The organism is Streptomyces sp. SCPE 10 (genome assembly GCF_051980735.1).
GTDB lineage: Bacteria > Actinomycetota > Actinomycetes > Streptomycetales > Streptomycetaceae > Streptomyces > Streptomyces misionensis.
On the sequence record NZ_CP197069.1, the window covers coordinates 5529147 to 5549031 of the forward strand.

17 protein-coding genes are annotated in these 19885 nt (G+C 71.3%); 11 read left to right on the top strand and 6 right to left on the bottom strand.

Annotation, left to right across the window (positions count from 1 at the left end; genetic code table 11):
• The first annotated feature begins 85 nt into the window (after positions 1-85).
• Together ACSP97_RS25715 and ACSP97_RS25720 are read left to right on the top strand one after the other, a co-directional pair.
• Positions 86-1531, top strand: a complete 1446-nt coding sequence (locus ACSP97_RS25715; protein ID WP_440554441.1) for an aldehyde dehydrogenase family protein — start codon at positions 86-88, stop codon at positions 1529-1531.
• A 225-nt stretch (positions 1532-1756) separates the two neighbouring features.
• Positions 1757-3634 carry a hypothetical protein gene (locus ACSP97_RS25720; protein WP_440554443.1) on the top strand — a complete coding sequence of 626 codons (1878 nt, stop codon included), beginning with the start codon at positions 1757-1759 and terminating at the stop codon, positions 3632-3634.
• Positions 3635-3734: 100 nt separating this feature from the next.
• On the opposite strand, the gene ACSP97_RS25725 is transcribed toward ACSP97_RS25720, so the two are convergent.
• On the bottom strand, positions 3735-4181 hold the full coding sequence (locus ACSP97_RS25725; protein WP_440554445.1) for a hypothetical protein: 447 nt from the start codon (positions 4179-4181) through the stop codon (positions 3735-3737).
• A 2020-nt stretch (positions 4182-6201) separates the two neighbouring features.
• Here ACSP97_RS25725 and ACSP97_RS25730 point away from each other — a divergent pair.
• Both ACSP97_RS25730 and ACSP97_RS25735 read left to right on the top strand, forming a co-directional pair.
• Positions 6202-6675 (top strand): hypothetical protein, encoded by a 474-nt coding sequence (locus tag ACSP97_RS25730; protein WP_440554447.1) that lies wholly within the window; start codon positions 6202-6204, stop codon positions 6673-6675.
• Positions 6651-6983: a hypothetical protein gene (locus ACSP97_RS25735; RefSeq protein ID WP_391869595.1), complete on the top strand. Its 333-nt coding sequence runs from the start codon at positions 6651-6653 to the stop codon at positions 6981-6983. The genes ACSP97_RS25730 and ACSP97_RS25735 overlap by 25 nt, the downstream gene beginning before the upstream one ends.
• A gap of 119 nt (positions 6984-7102) precedes the next feature.
• Here the strand turns inward: ACSP97_RS25735 and ACSP97_RS25740 are convergent, their stop codons facing one another.
• A complete protein-coding gene (locus ACSP97_RS25740) occupies positions 7103-7648 on the bottom strand; it encodes a GNAT family N-acetyltransferase (protein ID WP_440554449.1) in 546 nt (181 codons plus the stop codon).
• 147 nt (positions 7649-7795) lie between these two features.
• Between ACSP97_RS25740 and ACSP97_RS25745 the strand changes: the two genes are divergently transcribed.
• Entirely contained in the window at positions 7796-9733 is a 1938-nt protein-coding gene (locus tag ACSP97_RS25745; protein ID WP_440554451.1) for an acyl-CoA dehydrogenase family protein, read from the top strand.
• A 44-nt stretch (positions 9734-9777) separates the two neighbouring features.
• Here ACSP97_RS25745 and ACSP97_RS25750 read toward each other — a convergent pair whose 3' ends face one another.
• Positions 9778-10236: a lamin tail domain-containing protein gene (locus ACSP97_RS25750; protein WP_355152398.1), complete on the bottom strand. Its 459-nt coding sequence runs from the start codon at positions 10234-10236 to the stop codon at positions 9778-9780.
• Positions 10237-10402: 166 nt separating this feature from the next.
• Between ACSP97_RS25750 and dxr the strand changes: the two genes are divergently transcribed.
• The 6 genes from dxr to ACSP97_RS25780 all read left to right on the top strand — a co-directional run bounded on the left by dxr (position 10403) and on the right by ACSP97_RS25780 (position 17602).
• On the top strand, positions 10403-11674 hold the full coding sequence (gene dxr, locus ACSP97_RS25755) for a 1-deoxy-D-xylulose-5-phosphate reductoisomerase (protein ID WP_440554454.1): 1272 nt from the start codon (positions 10403-10405) through the stop codon (positions 11672-11674).
• Complete coding sequence (locus tag ACSP97_RS25760; RefSeq protein ID WP_355325173.1) at positions 11671-12975, top strand: M50 family metallopeptidase; 1305 nt, start codon at positions 11671-11673, stop codon at positions 12973-12975. Before dxr ends, ACSP97_RS25760 begins: the two co-directional genes overlap by 4 nt.
• A 171-nt stretch (positions 12976-13146) precedes the next feature.
• A complete protein-coding gene (gene ispG, locus ACSP97_RS25765; RefSeq protein ID WP_355152403.1) occupies positions 13147-14304 on the top strand; it encodes a flavodoxin-dependent (E)-4-hydroxy-3-methylbut-2-enyl-diphosphate synthase in 1158 nt (385 codons plus the stop codon).
• Positions 14305-14425: 121 nt separating this feature from the next.
• Positions 14426-15274, top strand: coding sequence for a GNAT family N-acetyltransferase (locus ACSP97_RS25770; RefSeq protein WP_355152405.1), 849 nt, complete (start codon positions 14426-14428; stop codon positions 15272-15274).
• A gap of 19 nt (positions 15275-15293) precedes the next feature.
• Complete coding sequence (locus ACSP97_RS25775; protein ID WP_355152407.1) at positions 15294-15824, top strand: GNAT family N-acetyltransferase; 531 nt, start codon at positions 15294-15296, stop codon at positions 15822-15824.
• Between the two features lie 74 nt (positions 15825-15898).
• Positions 15899-17602, top strand: coding sequence for a proline--tRNA ligase (locus tag ACSP97_RS25780; RefSeq protein WP_358296661.1), 1704 nt, complete (start codon positions 15899-15901; stop codon positions 17600-17602).
• 81 nt (positions 17603-17683) lie between these two features.
• On the opposite strand, the gene ACSP97_RS25785 is transcribed toward ACSP97_RS25780, so the two are convergent.
• The 3 genes from ACSP97_RS25785 to ACSP97_RS25795 are packed head-to-tail and all read right to left on the bottom strand — an operon-like array spanning position 17684 to position 19645.
• Positions 17684-18592, bottom strand: coding sequence for an aminoglycoside phosphotransferase family protein (locus tag ACSP97_RS25785; RefSeq protein ID WP_355152411.1), 909 nt, complete (start codon positions 18590-18592; stop codon positions 17684-17686).
• Positions 18593-18626: 34 nt separating this feature from the next.
• Positions 18627-19121 (bottom strand): ferritin-like domain-containing protein, encoded by a 495-nt coding sequence (locus ACSP97_RS25790; protein ID WP_355152413.1) that lies wholly within the window; start codon positions 19119-19121, stop codon positions 18627-18629.
• A complete protein-coding gene (locus tag ACSP97_RS25795) occupies positions 19118-19645 on the bottom strand; it encodes a hypothetical protein (protein WP_355325167.1) in 528 nt (175 codons plus the stop codon). Before ACSP97_RS25795 ends, ACSP97_RS25790 begins: the two co-directional genes overlap by 4 nt.
• Positions 19646-19885 lie beyond the last annotated feature (240 nt).

A 19885-nucleotide genomic window follows, 5' to 3' on the forward strand; every position in this document is an offset into this window, starting at 1 on the left:
ACAAGCGACCCCCGGTCCCCGCCGCCCTACCGTGGAGCACGAAAGCCAAGGACGCCCCCAAACGCGGAAAGGCCGGGAATCGCACATGACTTCCACCCACGCCTTCTGGCTCGCCGGCCGCCAGGCCACCGGCGACGACACCTTCGACGTCACCTCGTCGTGGGACGGCCGGCTCGTCGGCACCGTCAGCGTGCCGACCGACGCCCAGGTCGAGGAGGCTGTGGCCGCCGCGTACGCCGTCCGGGACGAGTTCGCCGCGACCCCGGCCCACGTGCGCGCCGCCGCCCTCGACCACGTGGCCAAGCGCCTGGTCGAGCGCACCGAGGAGATCGGCCGGCTGATCTCCGCCGAGAACGGCAAGCCCATCAAGTGGGCCCGCGGCGAGGTCGGCCGCGCCGCCTCCGTGTTCCGCTTCGCCGCGGAGGAGGCCCGCCGGTTCAACGGCGGCGACGCCCAGCGGCTCGACACCGACGCCGGCGGCCAGGGCCGCCTCGCCCTCACCCGGCGCTTCCCCCGGGGCGTCGTGCTCGGCATCGCGCCGTTCAACTTCCCGCTGAACCTGTGCGCCCACAAGGTCGCACCGGCGATCGCGGCCGGCGCTCCGATCATCCTCAAGCCGGCCCCGGCCACCCCGCTGTCCGGCCTGGTCATCGGCGAGCTGCTGGCGGAGACCGACCTGCCGGCCGGCTCCTGGTCGATCCTTCCGGTTCCGAACGACAAGATGCCCGCCCTGGTCCAGGACGAGCGCCTGCCGGTCATCTCCTTCACCGGTTCCGAGAAGGTCGGTTACGCGATCATGGACTCGGTGCCGCGCAAGCACTGCACGCTGGAGCTCGGCGGCAACGGCGCGGCCGTGGTCCTCGGCGACTACGCCTCCGACGCCGACCTGGACTGGGCCGCGAACCGCATCGCGACCTTCTCCAACTACCAGGGCGGCCAGTCCTGCATCTCCGTACAGCGCGTGATCGCCGACGCCGCCGTGTACGACCGGCTGCTGCCGCGCATCGTGGCCGCCGTCGAGGCCCAGGTCACCGGTGACCCGAACGACGACAAGACCGACGTCGGCCCGCTGGTCAGCGAGGACGCCGCCAAGCGTGTGGAGTCCTGGGTGACGGAGGCCGTCGAGGCCGGCGCCACGCTGCTCACCGGTGGTGTGCGCGACGGCGCCTCGTACGCGCCGACCGTGCTCACCGACCTCCCCGCGGACGTCACCCTCGCCCACGAGGAGGTCTTCGGTCCGGTCCTGTCCGTGCAGAAGGTGGACGGCGAGGCCGAGGCGTTCGCCGCGGTCAACGACTCCAAGTACGGCCTCCAGGCGGGCGTGTTCACCCACGACCTCCAGGCCGCCTTCCGCGCCCACCGCGCCCTCGAGGTCGGCGGCGTGATCATCGGCGACGTCCCCTCCTACCGCGCCGACCAGATGCCGTACGGCGGCGCCAAGCAGTCCGGCGTGGGCCGCGAGGGCGTCCGCTCCGCGATGGAGGACTACACCTACGAGCGCGTCCTGGTCCTCACCGGCCTCGCGCTCTGACCCACCGAGGACGGACCTGTCCGGCGGAGCCGGCCGGCGTCGGCGGGATCCCCCGAGTTCCGGCCTGCCACGGACAGGCCGGAACGGAACGGCCGCAGCCCACTGTGCGGGGGCTGCGGCCGTTCCGCTGCTCACCCCGCTCCACCTGCTTGAACAGCCCAACTGTGGCTAGGATTCGCAGGCTTGTGGGAACACAATGGGAACAGGGCGCTGCTCTTCCGGCCCATGGCGGGCGTTGTTCCGCGCACGAACAAGGCCGGGGAGATCACCAGTTACCAGGTGAAGTGGCGAGCCCCCGGCGGAGACGGCTGGCAGACCGAGCGCTTCGACGGTGATGAGGAAGGCCTGGCCGCGGCCGAGGTGTTCAAGAGCGCTGTCGATGAGGCCGGGCAGAACTGGCCCGCAGGCTGGGTGAAGGGCCAGGGCTACATCGACCCGTCGGCCGGCGACGAGTTGCGCTACCGGTTCGACAACTGGGCCCGGGAGTGCATCACCAACCGCACCGCGAGCAAGCGCTATAAGGATCAGCGGCTGCGCGCGGTCGAGGTCTACCGCAACCCGACCTTCGGGAACTGTGATGTCCGCAGCACCGAGCACTTCAGCAAGGCGACCGTCGCGGCCTGGGTCAACCTGATGAAGCAGACCAAGGTCAAGCGTGGCTCGAAGCTCAAGGTGATGTCGTCGGAGACCCTGCGGGGCCTGCACGGGCTGCTCTCCTCGATCCTCAAAGAGGAGGACGACCGTCCGGACATGGGCGGCATCGTCCTCTGGCCGCTGGACGCCGGGGAGAACGGATGTGAGCTGACCAGCGCGGACATCGGCCGGACGGTGTCCAAGTACAGGAGTCCGGACAGCCCGGTCACCGGAAGGTCCGGGTCCCGGTTCGAGTACCGTGCCCGAGTGCCCCGCGGCCTCGCTGGCGCCGCGTTCGCCGAAGGATTCGCGGCCCTGCGCCGGGAGATGGACGCCCACGAGCCGCAGCCAGTGGACGAACCTCGCGCAGGCCTCGCCGAGCTCGTCCAACCCGACCAGAACACGCAGGTCAGCGAACCGGACCAGACGGACGAAGAACCGCTTCGTCTGCTGCATCTCGTCCACGGCACCGTCCCCGCGCACGAGCACCTCGCGCTGCAGCGCCGCAACGCCGACCTTGTGGCGGCCTTGGGCGACGTCCTCGCCCGCTTCACCATCCAGGCCGCGATCGGCGGCCACGGCATCCGTACCGCCTATCTGCCCAGCAAGACCGTGGAGGAGTGGCGGCAGGTCCTCGCCGGCGCCACGCCTGTTGTATGTCGTGTACCTGGTGATGTGCTCACCTTCATGAAGAAGATCATGACGCTCACTGCCGCCATGACGTTAGCCAGCTTCGCTGGCGTCGGGGGCTGCCAGTGCTGCTCCGCTGCCCGCCCAACCGCATCCGTGGGACAAGCGGGTCAAGTGCCAGACGAAGGACCCGGACGGCAGGAACATCGTCACCCGCTACGGGAACTCGGACCTGGGCTGGTACCACTTCACCGGCCGCCACAACATCAAGAAGTGCTCCACCCTGTATGCGGCCCTCCACGGCCGCGTGGACCGGGACGACCACCACGGGCACCTGGAGTACGACGGGATCGAGTTCGAGACGGGCGTGCCGAGGCCGCGACAGGTGAAGTCCACGGTCGTCGTGCAGTACACGCAGAAGAGTACGGACGGCCGCTACGATGCCGGGCGCGGTCAGAAGATCGGCGTCATCACGGCGTACTGCCACAACCAACCAGGGAACAAGTGTCCGGCATGGGCCAAGCTGTGAATTCTCCTGAACCAGAGACCGAGCAGGCGGCCACGGCGCGCCTGCTCGATCTCGTGCGCTCCTTCGTCACCATGCACGTGTCGTGGAAGCCGCTGTTCATCGGCGCGGTCATCACGGGCAACGACCGGATGCGCCTCTACTTCCGTTCACCCGAGCGAGACCGAACATACGGTGTGGACGTGCTGATCAGCCACACGGGGCCCGGCTTGCTCGGCTCTCTGGTCTCCCCGGCGTTCCTGGCGAACGAGCATCTGCACCAGCCTTCCGACGATCCGCACTGCGACGTGATCGTGGATCTCACCGACTACTGACGGACGTACCCCCGCCCGGCCCGGTACCGGCGCCGCCCGCAGGTACGGGCCGGGCGGGCACGGGCGTATGCCGAAGTCGCCCAGCCGCCCAGGCCCTGGGTCAGGGATCGGTACGGCTGACCTCGGAGACCCGCACGCTCTTGATGTCGGACATCTTGCCGTTGGTGATCTCCGCATCAACCGGGGCCGTGTCACCGGTGTTCGTCTTGTTCGGCCCGAGCTTGGTGGCGTCGACTCCGGTCGTCCCTAGAACGTCACCGTCCGAGTCCAGGTACTCCAGCTGCACGAAGTAGTCGGCGGCGGCCGGGCCGTGGTTGGTGATCGTGTAGTGCGTGACGTACGCGTGCTCACCCCAGACCGGATGGTTCTCGAACCCGCTGCGAGTGATCTTGACGTCCTTCTTCGCCGAGTCCTCCGCCGGCGCCTGCGCGGAGTGAGAAGCGCCGGTGTCCTTCCGGCCGCCGTCCGTGCTGGTGGCGGCCCCCGAGCAGCCCGTCAGCGCCGCCGCAACAACAGCAACGCCCGCCAGCCAGATACGCGTACGCATGTCGTGATGTGCCTTCCTGATCAGCATTCAGACGGCAGAACGTAGCGACCTGAAGCAGGCGCACACCGAGAACCGGGCGGTATGCACCCCAACGAGGCAGCCGTCGACAGCTTGACCGACCCTTGGGCAGAAAATGCCGGACGGATAACCCGCGCGCGCCCTGCCCCGCTCGCCGGCTGCGGGCGGCTTCGTCACGTCAGGCAACCAGGGCACCGGTGCGGGATCCAGCGGACAACGCACCCACCGGGGCACCATCCACGCAAAACGCCGCAGCCTCGCGCACCCACCGCGCCCCCACTGCTACGGTCGCCCGATCCCCCCCCAGCGGCCGGACGCCGCCCCCCAGGCGTCCGGCCGCCCCCGTGAGCGCCCCGGCTCCAAGAGCGGGGGGTCGGGGCGCCAGCATGGCAGCCAAGACCGAGACCGTCACCCACGGCAAGCGCACAGCGCAACCATCCTGCCGCCCTCGCTGTTGGCATCTTTCGGGAAGGCGCCACAGCCGATGACCGAGCAACCATCGGTGCGTCCACGCAGAAGCCCCCCGCCGCTCCGAGCGACGGGGGGCTTCCTGCTGTCACGCCCGAGGGGCCCACACCTCCGGCCCACCACCCCGCCACTCGATCAGCTGCGACGTCTCGACGTCCACGTCCTCCAGGCCCGCCCGGCGCAAAAACGGGCTGCTGTCACACTGTCGTCAGGCCCCGCGCCGAGGTGGAAGCGGCCCGGCGCGCGGCCGCGGAGGCGCCGCCACCGGAGCCGAGCATCATCCCGCCGTTCATCTGCCCGTACCCGTGAACCACCCCAGGTGTTGCGGTTCCCGTGTGCGCTGGGGTGCGGCTGGTCCCACGAGGAGTGGCCGTCCGCCGAGCCGTTCACGCTGCCGCCGGTCCCGCTGACCGCCAGCCCCGCGGAGTGCTCGCGCATCCTGAGCGAACACGCGGCCGCGCGCGAGGACGAGCGGAAGCAGCGGATCGAGGCGGCGATCCGCCGGCACTTCGTCGAAGCACACTCCGGCGAGGAGCCGGCGAACCGGCTGGGGGACACCGTGAGGCCGTACACGCGGGCCAACCGGCGCCCGTACCCGAGCCCGCAGCGGGCGGCCCGCCAGATCCGCCGAGCCGTGCCCGGCCTGCGGGCACCCGTGGAACCGGCACGCACTGCGCGACGGTCAGCGGGTGTGCACCCGCGGGGGCGTGGACGAGCCGATCTCGTGCCGGAACTGCGCCGAGACGGGCCGCGCGCACGCCGGCGACGTGGGCATTCAGCGAGTTCGCGCGGGCCTGGAACGCGCGGCCGCCGCGGCTGCCCAAGCTCAAGGTGGCCTCTTCGCTGGTCAGGGCCGATGTCGGAGGGCGTCGGTAGTCTGGCTCCCGATACGCTCAGGTTCCCGCCTGGTGAATGACCGCGCCCCCGTCGAGGTGAACCCCCGGCGGGGGCGCGGTCGTGTCTCAGGCCGCCTCGGGGGTTTCGTCGCCGGGGCCGTCCGCCCATGCGAGCAGCGCGCGGTAGTAGCGGTCGGAGCGCTGCCTGCTCGGCTCCTGGTCCATGAGCTGCCGGATCTCCTCGTTGAGCCGGTCCTGTGCAGGGGCGACCTGGCCGTGAGGCCGGGGTGAACGGGCATGCCTCTACGTTACGAGACGTCACTGACAGTGGATGCCGTCAGAGTAGTTCTCTTCTGTTCGAACGGCGGCGACGCCTTCCCGCCAGGAACAGGACCGCGATGAGCGATCTGAGAATGCCCCGCCCCCGGTGCCGGAGCCGGATCCCTCGGCTGCGCGAGCGCCCGGCCTGACCGGGCCGTGCTCCGGATGCCGGCGGCCCACCCACCGGTACGATGCCGGCGGGCGCCCGCTGTGCCAGTGGTGCATGGACTCCGTGGTCGCCCGGTACGGCAGCAGCGTCCGCTACGTGAGCGCCCGGTAGTAGCTGCGCGGCGCTCGCCAAGTCCCTCGCGCCATCTCGGCGGCATCGTCCGGATTTGTCATTGTTCTCGCGGAAGAGCCAATGATGTGATCACGGCATGAGGAAGATCGAAGTAGTCGCGGCAGCGTTATCAGTCGTGGCCTCCCTGTCGGCAGGGTCTGCCGCTTCTGCGGCTCCCAGCGCCGCGCAGCCGCATCCCTGGGACCGCCGCATCAAGTGCCAGGCCAAGGACCCTCAGGGCCGGAAGATCGTCACCCGGTACGGGAACGCCGATTTCGGCTGGCAGCACTTCACCGGCCGCCACAACATCAAGAAATGCGGAACGATCGCGGCCGTCGTCAAGGAACACCCCGAGACCGACGACCATCACGGACGCCTCACGTACGGCGGGGTAGCGTTCGAGACCGGCGTACCCCGGCCCAGGATGGTGAAAATCGTGGTCATCGTTCAGTACTCGCGCAAGACCAAAGACGGGAAGTACGACGCCGGTAGCGGGCAGACCATCGGCGTCATCAACGCGTTCTGCAAGAACCAGCCGGCGAACAAGTGCCCGGCCTGGGCGAAGCTGTGACGGCTCCGGGCCAGGGCCGCCACCAAGCGGTCTTCGAGGATCTCCCCGGGATCGTCCGCGCCCTTGTCGCCGACCACACGCCCGATCTCCCCGTCTTCAAGGGGCTGCTGATCACCGGCAGCGACCGCATGCGGCTGTACCTCACAGCACCTGACGGAAGCATCACCTACGGCGCTGACGTGATCATCAGCCACACCGGCCCCGGTCTGCTGGGCGGAATCACGGCCGGTTACCTCGAAAACGAGTATGACCAGAAGCCGACCGACGATCCCCTGTGCGATGTGGTCGTAGACCTGACCCGCTACTGAATGTGGTCAGCAGGGCGCGCACCAGGAGTGCGAGCGGTCCCCGTGTTCCCGGAGGGCCGCCCGTTGCGCACGTCCAGGCGCCGCCCTGCGCGGGTTTACGGGCCCGTGGTCCGGCTCGATCAGCGGGTGGCGCGGATCATCACGGTGAGGAGCGGCGAGGTCGGGGAGGGCTGGCTCTGCCCGATGTCCGCGTAGCCCCATGATCGGTAGACCGCGTGGACCTTGCGGTCGCCGGCGGCCTTGTTGACCATGAGCGTCACGTACGGTTCGTCGCGGGTGAGGAGCAGTTCGTCGTGAATGCGGCGGGCGGAGCCGGTGCCGCGCCAGGCCGGGCGGACGCCGATCTCCTTGAGCGCGATGGCAGGCTGCTGGGTGTACTGGTCGGCCGGAGGCGCTGTGGTGCGCTGCCAGTACCGGTCTCCGTGCTCGATGGTGTTGGCGTAGGCGTAGCCGATCGGCTGGCCGTCCGCGTAGGCGAGGACAGCGGCGAAGCCCGGCTCCGCGCCGTGGCGGTCCAGGCGCTCCCCGAAGGCTGTGATGGCGTAGTTCGGCAGATGGAGCAGGGGAGCGCGTACCTCGGCGTAGACGTCGAGGAGGTCGCCGCGGACGGCCGCCGTCGCCGGAGTGAACCCGGGAGGCGGAGGGAGGGCGCCCGCCGGAAGCAAACCCCTGCCCGCTGGAACCGACCCGAACGGCCCCGTCATCCCCGCGAGGAGTGGCGGGGCCGTCCCTTTTCGGGTACCAACGACCCAGTAGCACTGGTCGGTAACGAACGGTCCCAGTCGTCCCTCTTCGCGGCGAGGTGAACCTCCATGTCCGCACCTACCACGCACCGCAGCACCGTCACCGAGAGCGAGGCCCGGCAGGTCGCGGAGGCCGCGCGGGAGCGGGACTGGCGCAAGCCCAGTTTCGCCAAGGAGCTGTTCCTCGGGCGCTTCCGGCTGGACCTCGTCCACCCGCACCCGCTGCCCGCCGAGGAGTCCGTACGGCGCGGCGAGGAGTTCCTGGCCAAGCTGCGCGCCTTCTGCGAGACGCAGATCGACTCCGCCCGCATCGAGCGCGAGGCCCGCATACCCGACGAGGTCGTGGCCGGCCTGAAGGAGCTCGGCGCGCTCGGCATGAAGATCGACCCGAAGTACGGCGGTCTCGGCCTCACCCAGCTGTACTACAACAAGGCGCTCGCCCTGGTCGGCTCCGCGAGCCCGGCGGTGGGCGCGCTGCTCTCCGCGCACCAGTCGATCGGCGTGCCCCAGCCGCTGAAGATGTTCGGCACCCAGGAGCAGAAGGACGCCTTCCTGCCGCGCTGCGCGCGCACCGACATCTCCGCCTTCCTGCTCACCGAGCCGGACGTCGGCTCCGATCCGGCGCGCCTCGCCACCACGGCGGTCCCGGACGGCGACGAGTACGTCCTGGACGGCGTGAAGCTGTGGACCACCAACGGGGTCGTCGCCGATCTCCTGGTCGTCATGGCGCGGGTGCCGAAGTCCGAGGGGCACCCGGGCGGCATCACCGCGTTCGTGGTGGAGGCGGCCTCCGAGGGGATCACCGTCGAGCACCGCAACGCCTTCATGGGGCTGCGGGGCATCGAGAACGGCGTCACCCGCTTCCACCGGGTGCGGGTCCCGGCCGCCCACCGCGTGGGCCCCGAGGGCGCGGGCCTGAAGATCGCGCTCACCACGCTCAACACCGGCCGCCTCTCCCTGCCCGCACTGTGCGCGGGCGCCGGCAAATGGTGTCTGAAAATCGCCCGTGAATGGTCGGCGGAGCGGGAGCAGTGGGGCAAGCCGGTCGCACTCCACGAGGCCGTGGGCGCCAAGATCAGCTTCATCGCGGCCACCACCTTCGCCCTGGAGGCGGTGCTGGACCTGTCCTCCCAGATGGCCGACGAGGACCGCAACGACATCCGCATCGAGGCCGCCCTCGCCAAGCTCTACGGCTCCGAGATGGCCTGGCGGATGGCCGACGAACTGGTCCAGATCCGCGGCGGACGCGGCTACGAGACCGCCGCCTCCCTCCAGGCGCGCGGCGAGCGGGCCGTCCCCGCCGAGCAGATGCTGCGCGACCTGCGCATCAACCGCATCTTCGAGGGCTCCACGGAGATCATGCACCTGCTGATCGCACGCGAGGCGGTGGACGCCCACCTCTCGGTCGCCGGCGATCTCATCGACCCGTCGAAGTCCCTGCCCGACAAGGCGAGGGCGGGGGCGCACGCGGGCGTGTTCTACGCCAAGTGGCTGCCGAGACTGCTGGCCGGACCGGGGCAGCTGCCCACCTCGTACGGCGAGTTCCGGCACGGCGTCGACCTGTCCTGCCATCTGCGCTACATCGAGCGCGCCGCCCGCAGGCTGGCCCGCTCCACCTTCTACGGCATGTCCCGCTGGCAGGGCCGGATGGAGACCAGGCAGAACTTCCTCGGGCGGATCGTGGACATCGGCGCGGAGCTGTTCGCGATGAGCGCGGCCTGCGTGCGGGCCGAGCGGCTGCGCACCCGGGACGAACACGGGCGCGAGGCCTACCAGCTGGCCGACGCCTTCTGCCGCCAGGCCCGCGTCCGCGTCGAGGAGCTGTTCGCCCGGCTGTGGACCAACACCGACGACCTCGACCGCAAGGTGGTCAAGGGCGTCCTCGGCGGCGCCTACACCTGGCTGGAGGAGGGCGTCGTGGACCCGTCCGGGGACGGCCCGTGGATCGCCGACGCGACCCCCGGACCGTCCACCGCCGACAACGCCCGCCGGCCCTACGGCGACTGACGCGGCGCGCCGGGCCGGGCCCGGACGGCACCGGCCCGGGCGGATCAGCAGTACTTGTCGCTCGGGTCCCGCGTCGTCCAGGAGCAGGAGGAGACCTTGGCGCCGCTCGCCCTGGTCAGCGTGGCGGTGTCCTTGTCGTTGTTCCAGACGTAGGCGCGGCGGCCCTGGTACTTGTCCGTCGTGGTGTCCTTGCCGCCGCCGGTATGGATCTTCATGTACTTCCCGGCGCCGATCTTGACGTTCGGGAAGACGTACTTGTGGTTCGAGGCGTCCTTGAGCACCCAGCCCTTGAGCGAGACGGCCGAGCCGCCGGTGTTCTTGATCTGCACCCACTCGGCGTTCAGGCTCGTGTTCGAGCGGTTGTCCGAGCCGGGGCTGTCGAACCAGACGTGGTGGATCCGCACGCCGCCCGCGGCCTCGGCCGGGGTGCTGAGCAGGGTGCCGGCGAGCAGGGCCGCACCGGCGAGGGCGGGCAGGGCGGCGCGCAGCCGTATGGTCCGCATGAGATATCCCCCCAGGATGCCGTCCGCGAAAAAGGCAGAAGGTCGGTGGCGCGAAAGCGCAGACCGAAGTGTTATCACATGACATTCACGTCTACTTCACATTCGGACACACCACTCCGGGGGACACCCTGTCCTGACCGTCACCGCTTGCGGCCACAATGGGGGGATGACCGACAGCCCTGCCCATCCGGCACCCCTCGCCGATCCCCACCTCGTCTACGACCCCCTCGCGGGCGACGGCCCCAAGGACGTGGTGGTCCTCGGCTCCACCGGATCCATCGGCACCCAGGCCATCGACCTCGTGCTGCGCAATCCGGACCGCTTCCGCGTCACCGCGCTGTCCGCCAACGGCGGCCGGATCTCCCTTCTCGCCGAGCAGGCGCGCCGGCTGCGGGTGCGCGCCGTCGCGGTCGCCCGCGAGGACGCCGTACCCGCCCTGCGCGAGGCGCTCGCCGCGGAGTACGGCCCCGGCGAGCCGCTGCCCGAGATCCTCGCGGGGCCGGAGGCGGCCACCCAGGTCGCCGCCTCCGACTGCCACACCGTGCTGAACGGCATCACCGGCTCCATCGGCCTCGCGCCCACTCTGGCCGCCCTGGAGGCGGGCCACACCCTGGCGCTCGCCAACAAGGAGTCGCTGATCGTCGGCGGTCCGCTGGTCAAGGCGCTGGCCAAGCCCGGGCAGATCATCCCCGTCGACTCCGAGCACGCCGCCCTCTTCCAGGCCCTCGCCTGCGGCACCCGCGCCGATGTGCGCAAGCTGGTCGTCACCGCCTCCGGCGGCCCCTTCCGCGGCCGCACCAAGGCGGACCTGGCCGACGTCACCGTGCAGGACGCCCTCGCCCACCCCACCTGGGCGATGGGCCCGGTGATCACCGTCAACTCCGCGACCCTCGTCAACAAGGGCCTGGAGGTCATCGAGGCGCACCTGCTGTACGACATCCCCTTCGAACGCATCGAGGTGGTCGTGCACCCGCAGTCGTACGTCCACTCGATGGTCGAGTTCACCGACGGCTCCACGCTCGCCCAGGCGACCCCGCCGGACATGCGCGGGCCGATCGCCATCGGGCTGGGCTGGCCCGAACGGATCCCGGACGCGGCGCCCGCCTTCGACTGGAGCAAGGCCTCCACCTGGGAGTTCTTCCCGCTGGACAGCGAGGCCTTCCCCTCGGTGAATCTCGCCCGGCACGTCGGACGGCTCGCGGGAACGGCGCCGGCGGTGTTCAATGCGGCCAACGAGGAGTGCGTCGGGGCGTTCCTGAACGGCGCGCTGCCCTTCAACGGGATCATGGAGACCGTCACCCGGGTCGTCGAGGAACACGGCACCCCGGCCACGGGAACTTCGCTCACGGTGTCGGACGTCCTCGAAGCGGAGACCTGGGCGCGTGCCCGGGCCCGTGAGATCACAGCCACGACGGCGACCGCGGAGGCGCGTGCATGACGACCTTGATGTTCATCCTCGGCATAGTGGTCTTCGCGCTCGGCCTGCTCGTCTCGATCGCGTGGCACGAGCTGGGGCACCTGTCCACGGCCAAGCTCTTCGGCATCCGCGTCCCGCAGTACATGGTCGGCTTCGGCCCGACCGTGTGGTCGCGCAGGAAGGGCGACACCGAGTACGGCATCAAGGCCATCCCGCTGGGCGGCTACATCCGCATGATCGGCATGTTCCCGCCGGACAACACCGGCCGGATCTCCGCCCGCTCCACCTCGCCGTGGCGCGGGATGATCGAGGACGCCCGTTCGGCGGCCTACGAGGAGCTCCAGCCCGGCGACGAGACCCGCATGTTCTACACCCGCAAGCCGTGGAAGCGGGTCATCGTCATGTTCGCGGGCCCGTTCATGAACCTGGTCCTCGCGGTCGGCCTGTTCTTCACGGTCCTGATGGGCTTCGGCATCCAGCAGCAGACCACCACCGTCTCCTCCGTCTCGCCCTGCGTCATCGCGCAGAGCGAGAACCGCGACACCTGCAAGAAGACCGACCCGGCCTCCCCGGCCGCGGCCGCCGGCATCCAGAAGCGCGACAAGATCGTCTCCTTCGCGGGCACGCCCACCAAGGACTGGAACACCCTCTCCGACCTGATCCGCGACAGCGCCGGCAAGAACGTGCCGATCGTCGTGGAGCGCGACGGCAGGCAGCTCACCCTGCACGCCAAGATCGCCACCAACCTGGTCGCCCAGAAGGACTCCAGCGGCACCTACGTGCAGGGCAAGTACGTCAAGGCCGGGTTCCTCGGCTTCAGCTCCGCCACCGGCGTGCAGAAGCTGGGCTTCGGCGACTCCGTGACCTGGATGACCGACCGCGTCGGTGACGCCGTCGACTCCCTGGCCGCGCTGCCCGGCAAGATCCCGGCCCTGTGGAACGCCGCCTTCGGCGACGGCCCGCGCCAGCCCGACTCCCCGGTCGGCATCGTCGGCGCGGCCCGCATCACCGGCGACATCGCCACCCTGCACATCCCCGCCTCCCAGCAGGTGGCGATGTTCGTGATGCTGCTCGCCGGCTTCAACCTCTCGCTGTTCCTGTTCAACATGCTCCCGCTGCTCCCGCTCGACGGCGGCCACATCGCCGGCGCCCTGTGGGAGGCCCTGCGCCGCAACCTGGCCCGGGTGCTGCGCCGCCCGGACCCCGGCCCGTTCGACGTGGCCAAGCTGATGCCGGTGGCGTACGTGGTGGCCGGGATCTTCGTCTGCTTCACCGTCCTGGTGCTCATCGCGGACGTCGTCAACCCGGTCAAGATCTCCTAGCCGCCGGGAGGCGAGCGGCCCGGGACACGGGGAAGTTCCGGGCCGCATTCCAATGAGTGGGTTTCTCGGGTGGGATGTGCCGGGGCGTACGCCGGTGCCGTAATCTCGGATCTCGGAGCCCGCCGTATCACGGGACCGGACCTTGATCCACGACTTGGGGTTGCACAGCAGATGACTGCGATTTCTCTCGGCATGCCGTCCGTTCCGACCAAGCTCGCCGAGCGCCGCAAGAGCCGGCAGATCCAGGTCGGAAGCGTGCCGGTCGGCGGAGACGCACCCGTCTCGGTCCAGTCGATGACCACCACCCGCACGTCCGACATCGGCGCCACCCTCCAGCAGATCGCCGAGCTGACCGCGTCCGGCTGCCAGATCGTGCGCGTCGCCTGCCCCACCCAGGACGACGCCGACGCGCTCGCCACCATCGCGCGCAAGTCGCAGATCCCGGTGATCGCGGACATCCACTTCCAGCCCAAGTACGTCTTCGCCGCCATCGAGGCCGGCTGCGCCGCGGTCCGCGTCAACCCCGGCAACATCAAGAAGTTCGACGACCAGGTCAAGGAGATCGCCCAGGCCGCCAAGGACCACGGCACCCCGATCCGCATCGGTGTGAACGCCGGCTCCCTGGACAAGCGCCTGCTCCAGAAGTACGGCAAGGCCACGCCGGAGGCGCTGGTCGAGTCGGCGCTGTGGGAGGCGTCCCTCTTCGAGGAGCACGACTTCCGCGATATCAAGATCTCCGTCAAGCACAACGACCCGGTCGTGATGATCGAGGCCTACCGGCAGCTCGCCGAGCAGTGCGACTACCCCCTCCACCTCGGCGTCACCGAGGCCGGCCCCGCCTTCCAGGGCACCATCAAGTCGGCCGTCGCCTTCGGCGCCCTCCTCTCCCAGGGCATCGGCGACACCATCCGCGTCTCGCTGTCCGCGCCCCCGGCCGAGGAGGTCAAGGTCGGCATCCAGATCCTGGAGTCCCTGAACCTGCGCCAGCGCGGCCTGGAGATCGTCTCCTGCCCGTCCTGCGGCCGCGCCCAGGTCGACGTCTACAAGCTCGCCGAAGAGGTCACCGCCGGACTGACCGGCATGGAGGTCCCGCTCCGCGTCGCCGTCATGGGCTGTGTCGTCAACGGCCCCGGCGAGGCCCGCGAGGCCGACCTCGGCGTCGCCTCCGGCAACGGCAAGGGCCAGATCTTCGTCAAGGGTGAGGTCATCAAGACCGTCCCCGAGTCCAAGATCGTGGAGACCCTCATCGAGGAGGCCATGAAGCTGGCCGAGAAGATGCAGGACGAGGGCGTGGCGTCCGGCGAGCCGTCGGTGTCGGTCGCGGGCTGAACCCCGCGGCCCGGCCCGCACCCGCCGGCCGGAAGCAGCTTCCCGGCCGGGGGGCGCACGGCACAGCCCGCGCGGTTATAGTGCGGAGATCAGCAGAACCCCCAGGGTGAGGCCCCCGCACGTGTTGACCCAGACCACCTCACGGGTGCTCGATCCGAGCGACCTCGACGCCGCGCTCGCCGTTCTCGACCGCGAGCCGGTCGCGAACGCCTTCGTGACCGCGCGCGTCCGGGTCGCCGGGCTCGACCCCTGGCGCCTCGGCGGCGAGATGTGGGGCTGGTACGAGGACGGCATGCTGACGTCCCTGTGCTACGCGGGCGCCAACCTGGTCCCCATCTGCGCCACCCCGCGCGCCGTGCGCGCCTTCGCCGAGCGCGCCCGGCGGGCCGGCCGGCGCTGCTCCTCCATCGTCGGCCCGGCGGACGCCACCGCCGAACTCTGGCAGCTGCTGGAGCCGCACTGGGGCCCCGCCCGCGAGGTCAGGTCCCGCCAGCCGCTGATGGTCACCGACCACATGCCCGACACCGTCGCCCCGGACCCCTATGTCCGCCGCGTCCGCAAGGACGAGATGGAGACGATCATGCCGGCGTGCGTGGCGATGTTCACCGAGGAGGTCGGCGTCTCCCCGCTGGCCGGCGACGGTGGACTGCTCTACCAGGCCCGGGTCGCCGAACTCGTCGGCTCCGGGCGCTCCTTCGCCCGCCTGGACAAGGACGGCAAGGTCCTCTTCAAGGCCGAGATCGGCGCGGCGACCCCCCATGCCTGCCAGATCCAGGGCGTGTGGGTGGCCCCCGAGCACCGGGGCAAGGGCCTCGCCGCCCCCGCCATGGCCGCGGTCCTGCGCTACGCGCTGGCCGACGTGGCCCCCGTGGTCAGCCTCTACGTCAACGACTTCAACACCGCCGCGCGCCGCACCTACCGCAAGGTGGGGTTCCAGGAGATAGGCGCCTTCATGAGTGTGCTCTTCTGAACCCCGGTACCCTCCCCGCATGGATCTCACGATCGCCCCCCTGGACCTGTCGGCCCGCGTGGACGAGGCACTGGCGGTCCAAGCGGTGGCGTTCGGCCTCGGCCCGGACGAAGTCGCCGTACGCCGTCAGATCGTCCAGCGCCACATGCAGTTCCCGGGCGCCCGCGCCCTCGGCGCGACCGCCGAGGGACGCCTGGTCGGTTTCGTCTACGGCATGCCGAACTCCCGCACCCACTGGTGGTCGACCGTCGTCGAACCGTATCTGCGCGCGGCCGGCAACGACTTCTGGCTGGACGACTCCTTCGTGATCACCGAGCTGCACGTGCTGCCCGGCCACCAGAACCGGGGCATCGGCCGCCGGCTGATCACCACGATCACGGACTCCGCCACCGAGCCCCGCTCGATCCTCTCCGCGATCGACACCGACAGCCCCGCCCGCGGCCTCTACCACTCCCTCGGCTACGTCGACCTCGCCCGCCAGGTCCACTTCCCGAGCGCGCCGCGCCCGTACGCCGTGATGGGCGCCCCCCTGCCGCTGCGCAGGCGATAACCGATTTCCGCCCTCGCGGCAGGCCCGGCTAACCTCCTATGCCATCACCCATATCTGGCAGGAGTACGAGAACCATGGCCAACGCACCGGTCCAGCGCATGTCCCAGTTGATGGCGAAGACGCTGCGCGACGACCCGGCGGACGCCGAGGTCCTCAGCCACAAGCTCCTCGTCCGCGCCGGTTACGTCCGCCGCACCGCCGCCGGCATCTGGTCCTGGCTGCCGCTGGGCAAGAAGGTCCTCGCCAATGTGGAGCGGGTGGTGCGCGAGGAGATGGACGCCATCGGCGCCCAGGAGGTGCTGCTTCCCGCCCTGCTGCCCCGCGAGCCGTACGACGCCACCGGCCGCTGGGACGAGTACGGCCAGGAGCTGTTCCGGCTCAAGGACCGCAAGGGCGGCGACTACCTCCTCGGCCCCACCCACGAGGAGATCTTCACCCTCCTCGTCAAGGACCAGTGCACGTCCTACAAGGACCTGCCGGTGATCCTCTACCAGATCCAGACCAAGTTCCGCGACGAGGCCCGCCCCCGCGCCGGCATCCTGCGCGGCCGCGAGTTCCTGATGAAGGACTCGTACTCCTTCGACCTCGCCGACGAGGGACTCGACCAGTCCTACGCCCTGCACCGCCAGGCCTACCAGCGCGTCTTCGCCCGCCTCGGCCTCGACTACCGCATCGTCGCGGCCACCGCCGGCGCCATGGGCGGCTCCAAGTCGGAGGAGTTCCTGGCCCCCGCCGAGGCCGGCGAGGACACCTTCGCGGACTGCCCGAACTGCGACTTCGCCGCCAACACCGAGGCGATCACCTACACCCTCCAGCCGGTCGACGGCTCGGCCGTGCCCGCACTGGAGGAGATCCCCACCCCCGACACCCCGACCATCGAGACCCTGGCCGCCTCGCTCGGCGTCCCGGCCTCCGCCACCCTGAAGAACCTGCTGGTCAAGGTGGACGGCGAGATCGTCGCGGTGGGCGTGCCCGGAGACCGCGAGGTCGACATGGGCAAGGTCGAGGCGCACTTCGCCCCGGCCACCGTCGAGATGGTCACCGAGTCGGACTTCGCCGGCCGCCCCGACCTCGTGCGCGGCTACGTCGGACCGCAGGGCCTCGGCGAGAAGGTCACCTACATCGCCGACCCGCGCGTGGCCCCCGGCACCGCCTGGATCACCGGCGCCAACAAGGAGAACACGCACGCCAAGAACGTCGTGGCCGGCCGTGACTTCGAGGTCGACGCCTACGTGGACGTCGTGGTGGTCCAGGAGGGCGACCCCTGCCCGAAGTGCGGCACCGGCCTGAAGCTGGACCGCGCCATCGAGATCGGCCACATCTTCCAGCTGGGCCGCAAGTACGCCGACGCCCTCAAGCTCGACGTGCTCGGCCAGAACGGCAAGCCGGTCCGCGTCACCATGGGCTCCTACGGCATCGGCGTCTCCCGCGCCGTCGCCGCGCTCGCCGAGCAGACCGCCGACGAGCAGGGCCTGTGCTGGCCCAAGGAGATCGCCCCGGCCGACGTCCACGTGGTCGCCGCCGGCAAGGCCCTGCAGACCGAGCTGGCCCTCGACGTCGCCGAGAAGCTGGCCGCCGCGGGCGTGCGCGTCCTGGTGGACGACCGCGCCGGTGTCTCCCCGGGCGTCAAGTTCACCGACGCCGAGCTGATCGGCGTGCCCCAGATCCTCGTCGCCGGCCGCCGCTCGGCCGAGGGCGTCCTGGAGCTGAAGGACCGCAAGAGCGGCGAGCGCGAGGAGCTGTCGGTCGAGGACGCGATCGCGCGTCTCACGGCGTGACACCGGACGAGGGTCCCCGCGCCCCTTCGGGCACGGGGACCCTCTGCCCGTCCCGCGGCCCGTCTCACCCCGCGGCGACGCCTACAGCCACCCGGCGAACTCCAGCAGCAGTTCGCCGTCCCGCGGCCGTCCCACGCGCAGCGCCCGCACCCCGGACTCCACCGCCCGGAACAGCGTCCAGCCGCGCAGCCGCTCCTGGTCCACCTCCAGCGACTCCGCGAGCCGCTTGATCCGCCGCCGGGTGATGGACGCGCCCGAGGGCGAGGCGATCAGGTCCTCCACCCGGTCCCGGACCAGCCGCGCCAGGTCGAAGGCGTGCTCGCCGACCACCGGATCGGGCCCCACCGCGAGCCACGGCATCCGGTCCCCGGCGAGCACCTTGCTCTGCCGGAACGTGCCGTGCAGCAACCGTTCCTCGGGCGGATCCGCCAGCAGTGCCTCCCGTGCCGCCAGCGCCGCGTCGACCAGCGGGGCCAGCTCAGGCTCCCGCCGCGCGTCCGCGGACATCGCCGCCGCCTGCCGCCCGGTGCGCTCCGCCACGGTCTCGAAGGCATGACCCGCGGGCGGCGTCACCCACAGCCGGCGCAGCGTGCCCGCCGCCTCCAGCAGGGCCTTCGCCTCCGGCAGCGACCGCACCGAGACGTCCGGGTGCAGCCGTTCGAGGACCAGCACCCCCTCCGCGCCGTCCCGCGCGTCCGCCGACAGCAGCAGCACGGCGCCCAGGCCGCCCCAGTGCGCCAGCGCCGCCCGCTCGCTCTCCGGCCGGGCCCGCGGCGGGGCCAGCTTCAGCACGGCCGGCGTACCGTCCGGCAGCCGGACCAGCAGCACCAGACTGCTGCGGCCGCCCGGCACCTGCACCCGCTCGACGGTCAACTCCCGCCGCGCCACGGCCGCTTCGGCCGCCTCGGGCAGCCGGGCCAGCCAGGCGTCGCCGGCCGGTGCCGTCTCCCCGAGCGCCCGCACCAGGCGCCGCGGCGGTTCGAAAGCCATGCGCGAGCCGTTCCCTTCCTCGTGGATCCTGTGGTCAGCGGGTCGCCGTGGCGGAACCCGACGGTGTCGTACCCGCCGCCCCGGTGCCCTCGCCCGCCCGCTCGGCGAGCCCCGGGAAGGCTACGCCGTGCCCGCTCCAGCCCACCGCCCGTACCGCCGCCTCCCGCAGCGACGCCGCGGCCGAGGCGCGCCGCGTCCCGGTCGCCGCCCGCACCAGGTCGGCGTAGACCCCGGCCACCCGCTCCTCCAGCCGGGCGGCGAGCCGCACCGCGTCGGCGGAGTCGCGCACCGAGAACGGCAGCGCGTAGGCGGCGCTCGCCGCCACCGGCCTGCCGCCCAGGTCCCGTACCTCGCGTGCCAGCGCGTCCCGGCGCGCCCGGTGGGCGTCGTACGCGGCCTTCGCCGCGGTGCGGCGCCGGTCGTCGATCCGGCCGCCGACCACGCCGTACCCGTACACCGCCGCGTGCTCCGCCGCCAACGCGGCCTGCAACGCGGTCAGTTCGGCCGACCGTCCGGACTCGTCGCTCACTTGGTTCCCCCCGTGGTCAGCAGGTACGCGTGCGCGGCCCCGGCCGCCGCCACCGAGGCCAGCAGCCGTGCCGGCTCGCCGGGTACGTCCAGCAGCTCCCGGGCCCGCCGGTCGGCGAGCGTCCGCTCGGCCGCGGCGAGCGAGGCCAGGGCGTCCTTCTCGGTCGCCGGCACGGGGGAGGGAGACGAGGAGGCGGCGGGGGCCGGGGAGGCGGAACCCGAGGCGGTCGCCGTGGGGGTCGTGCCCTGCGTGAACGCGGCGAGGTGCGCCGCTACCTCGGTACGCAGCGGGTGCAGCCGGGGCGTGAGGCCCGGGAAGGCCGCGAGCACCGCGTCGTAGCGCGCCAGCAGCGCCCTGCTGTCCTCGGCCGCCCGGGCGCGGGCCCGGACGGTGGCCGAGGGGCCGGTGCCGCCGGAGTCCGCGCCGGCCGTGCAGCCGGCCAGCAGGGCGGCACCGGCGGCCGAGGCGAGCAGGGTTCTTCGGCGCGGCCCCGAGGGGGTGCGCGGTGGCGAGGGGTACGGCACGGCAGACGTCCTCGGACTCGGAGAACTCGTACGACAAGAAGAGCTACGACAACACGATGAGCGGCGGCCGACGGCGCGCCCGTGATCACCGTACCCGCGCACCTGTCCGAAGCCACTCACCGGCACCGTCCGCCACCACCGGGGCTCACCCGTCCCGCCGCCCGCCGCCCGGCCCGGGGCGTCCACAGGTGGACGGCAACACTCCCCGCGACCGGATACCCTTTGACCAGACACGCGACC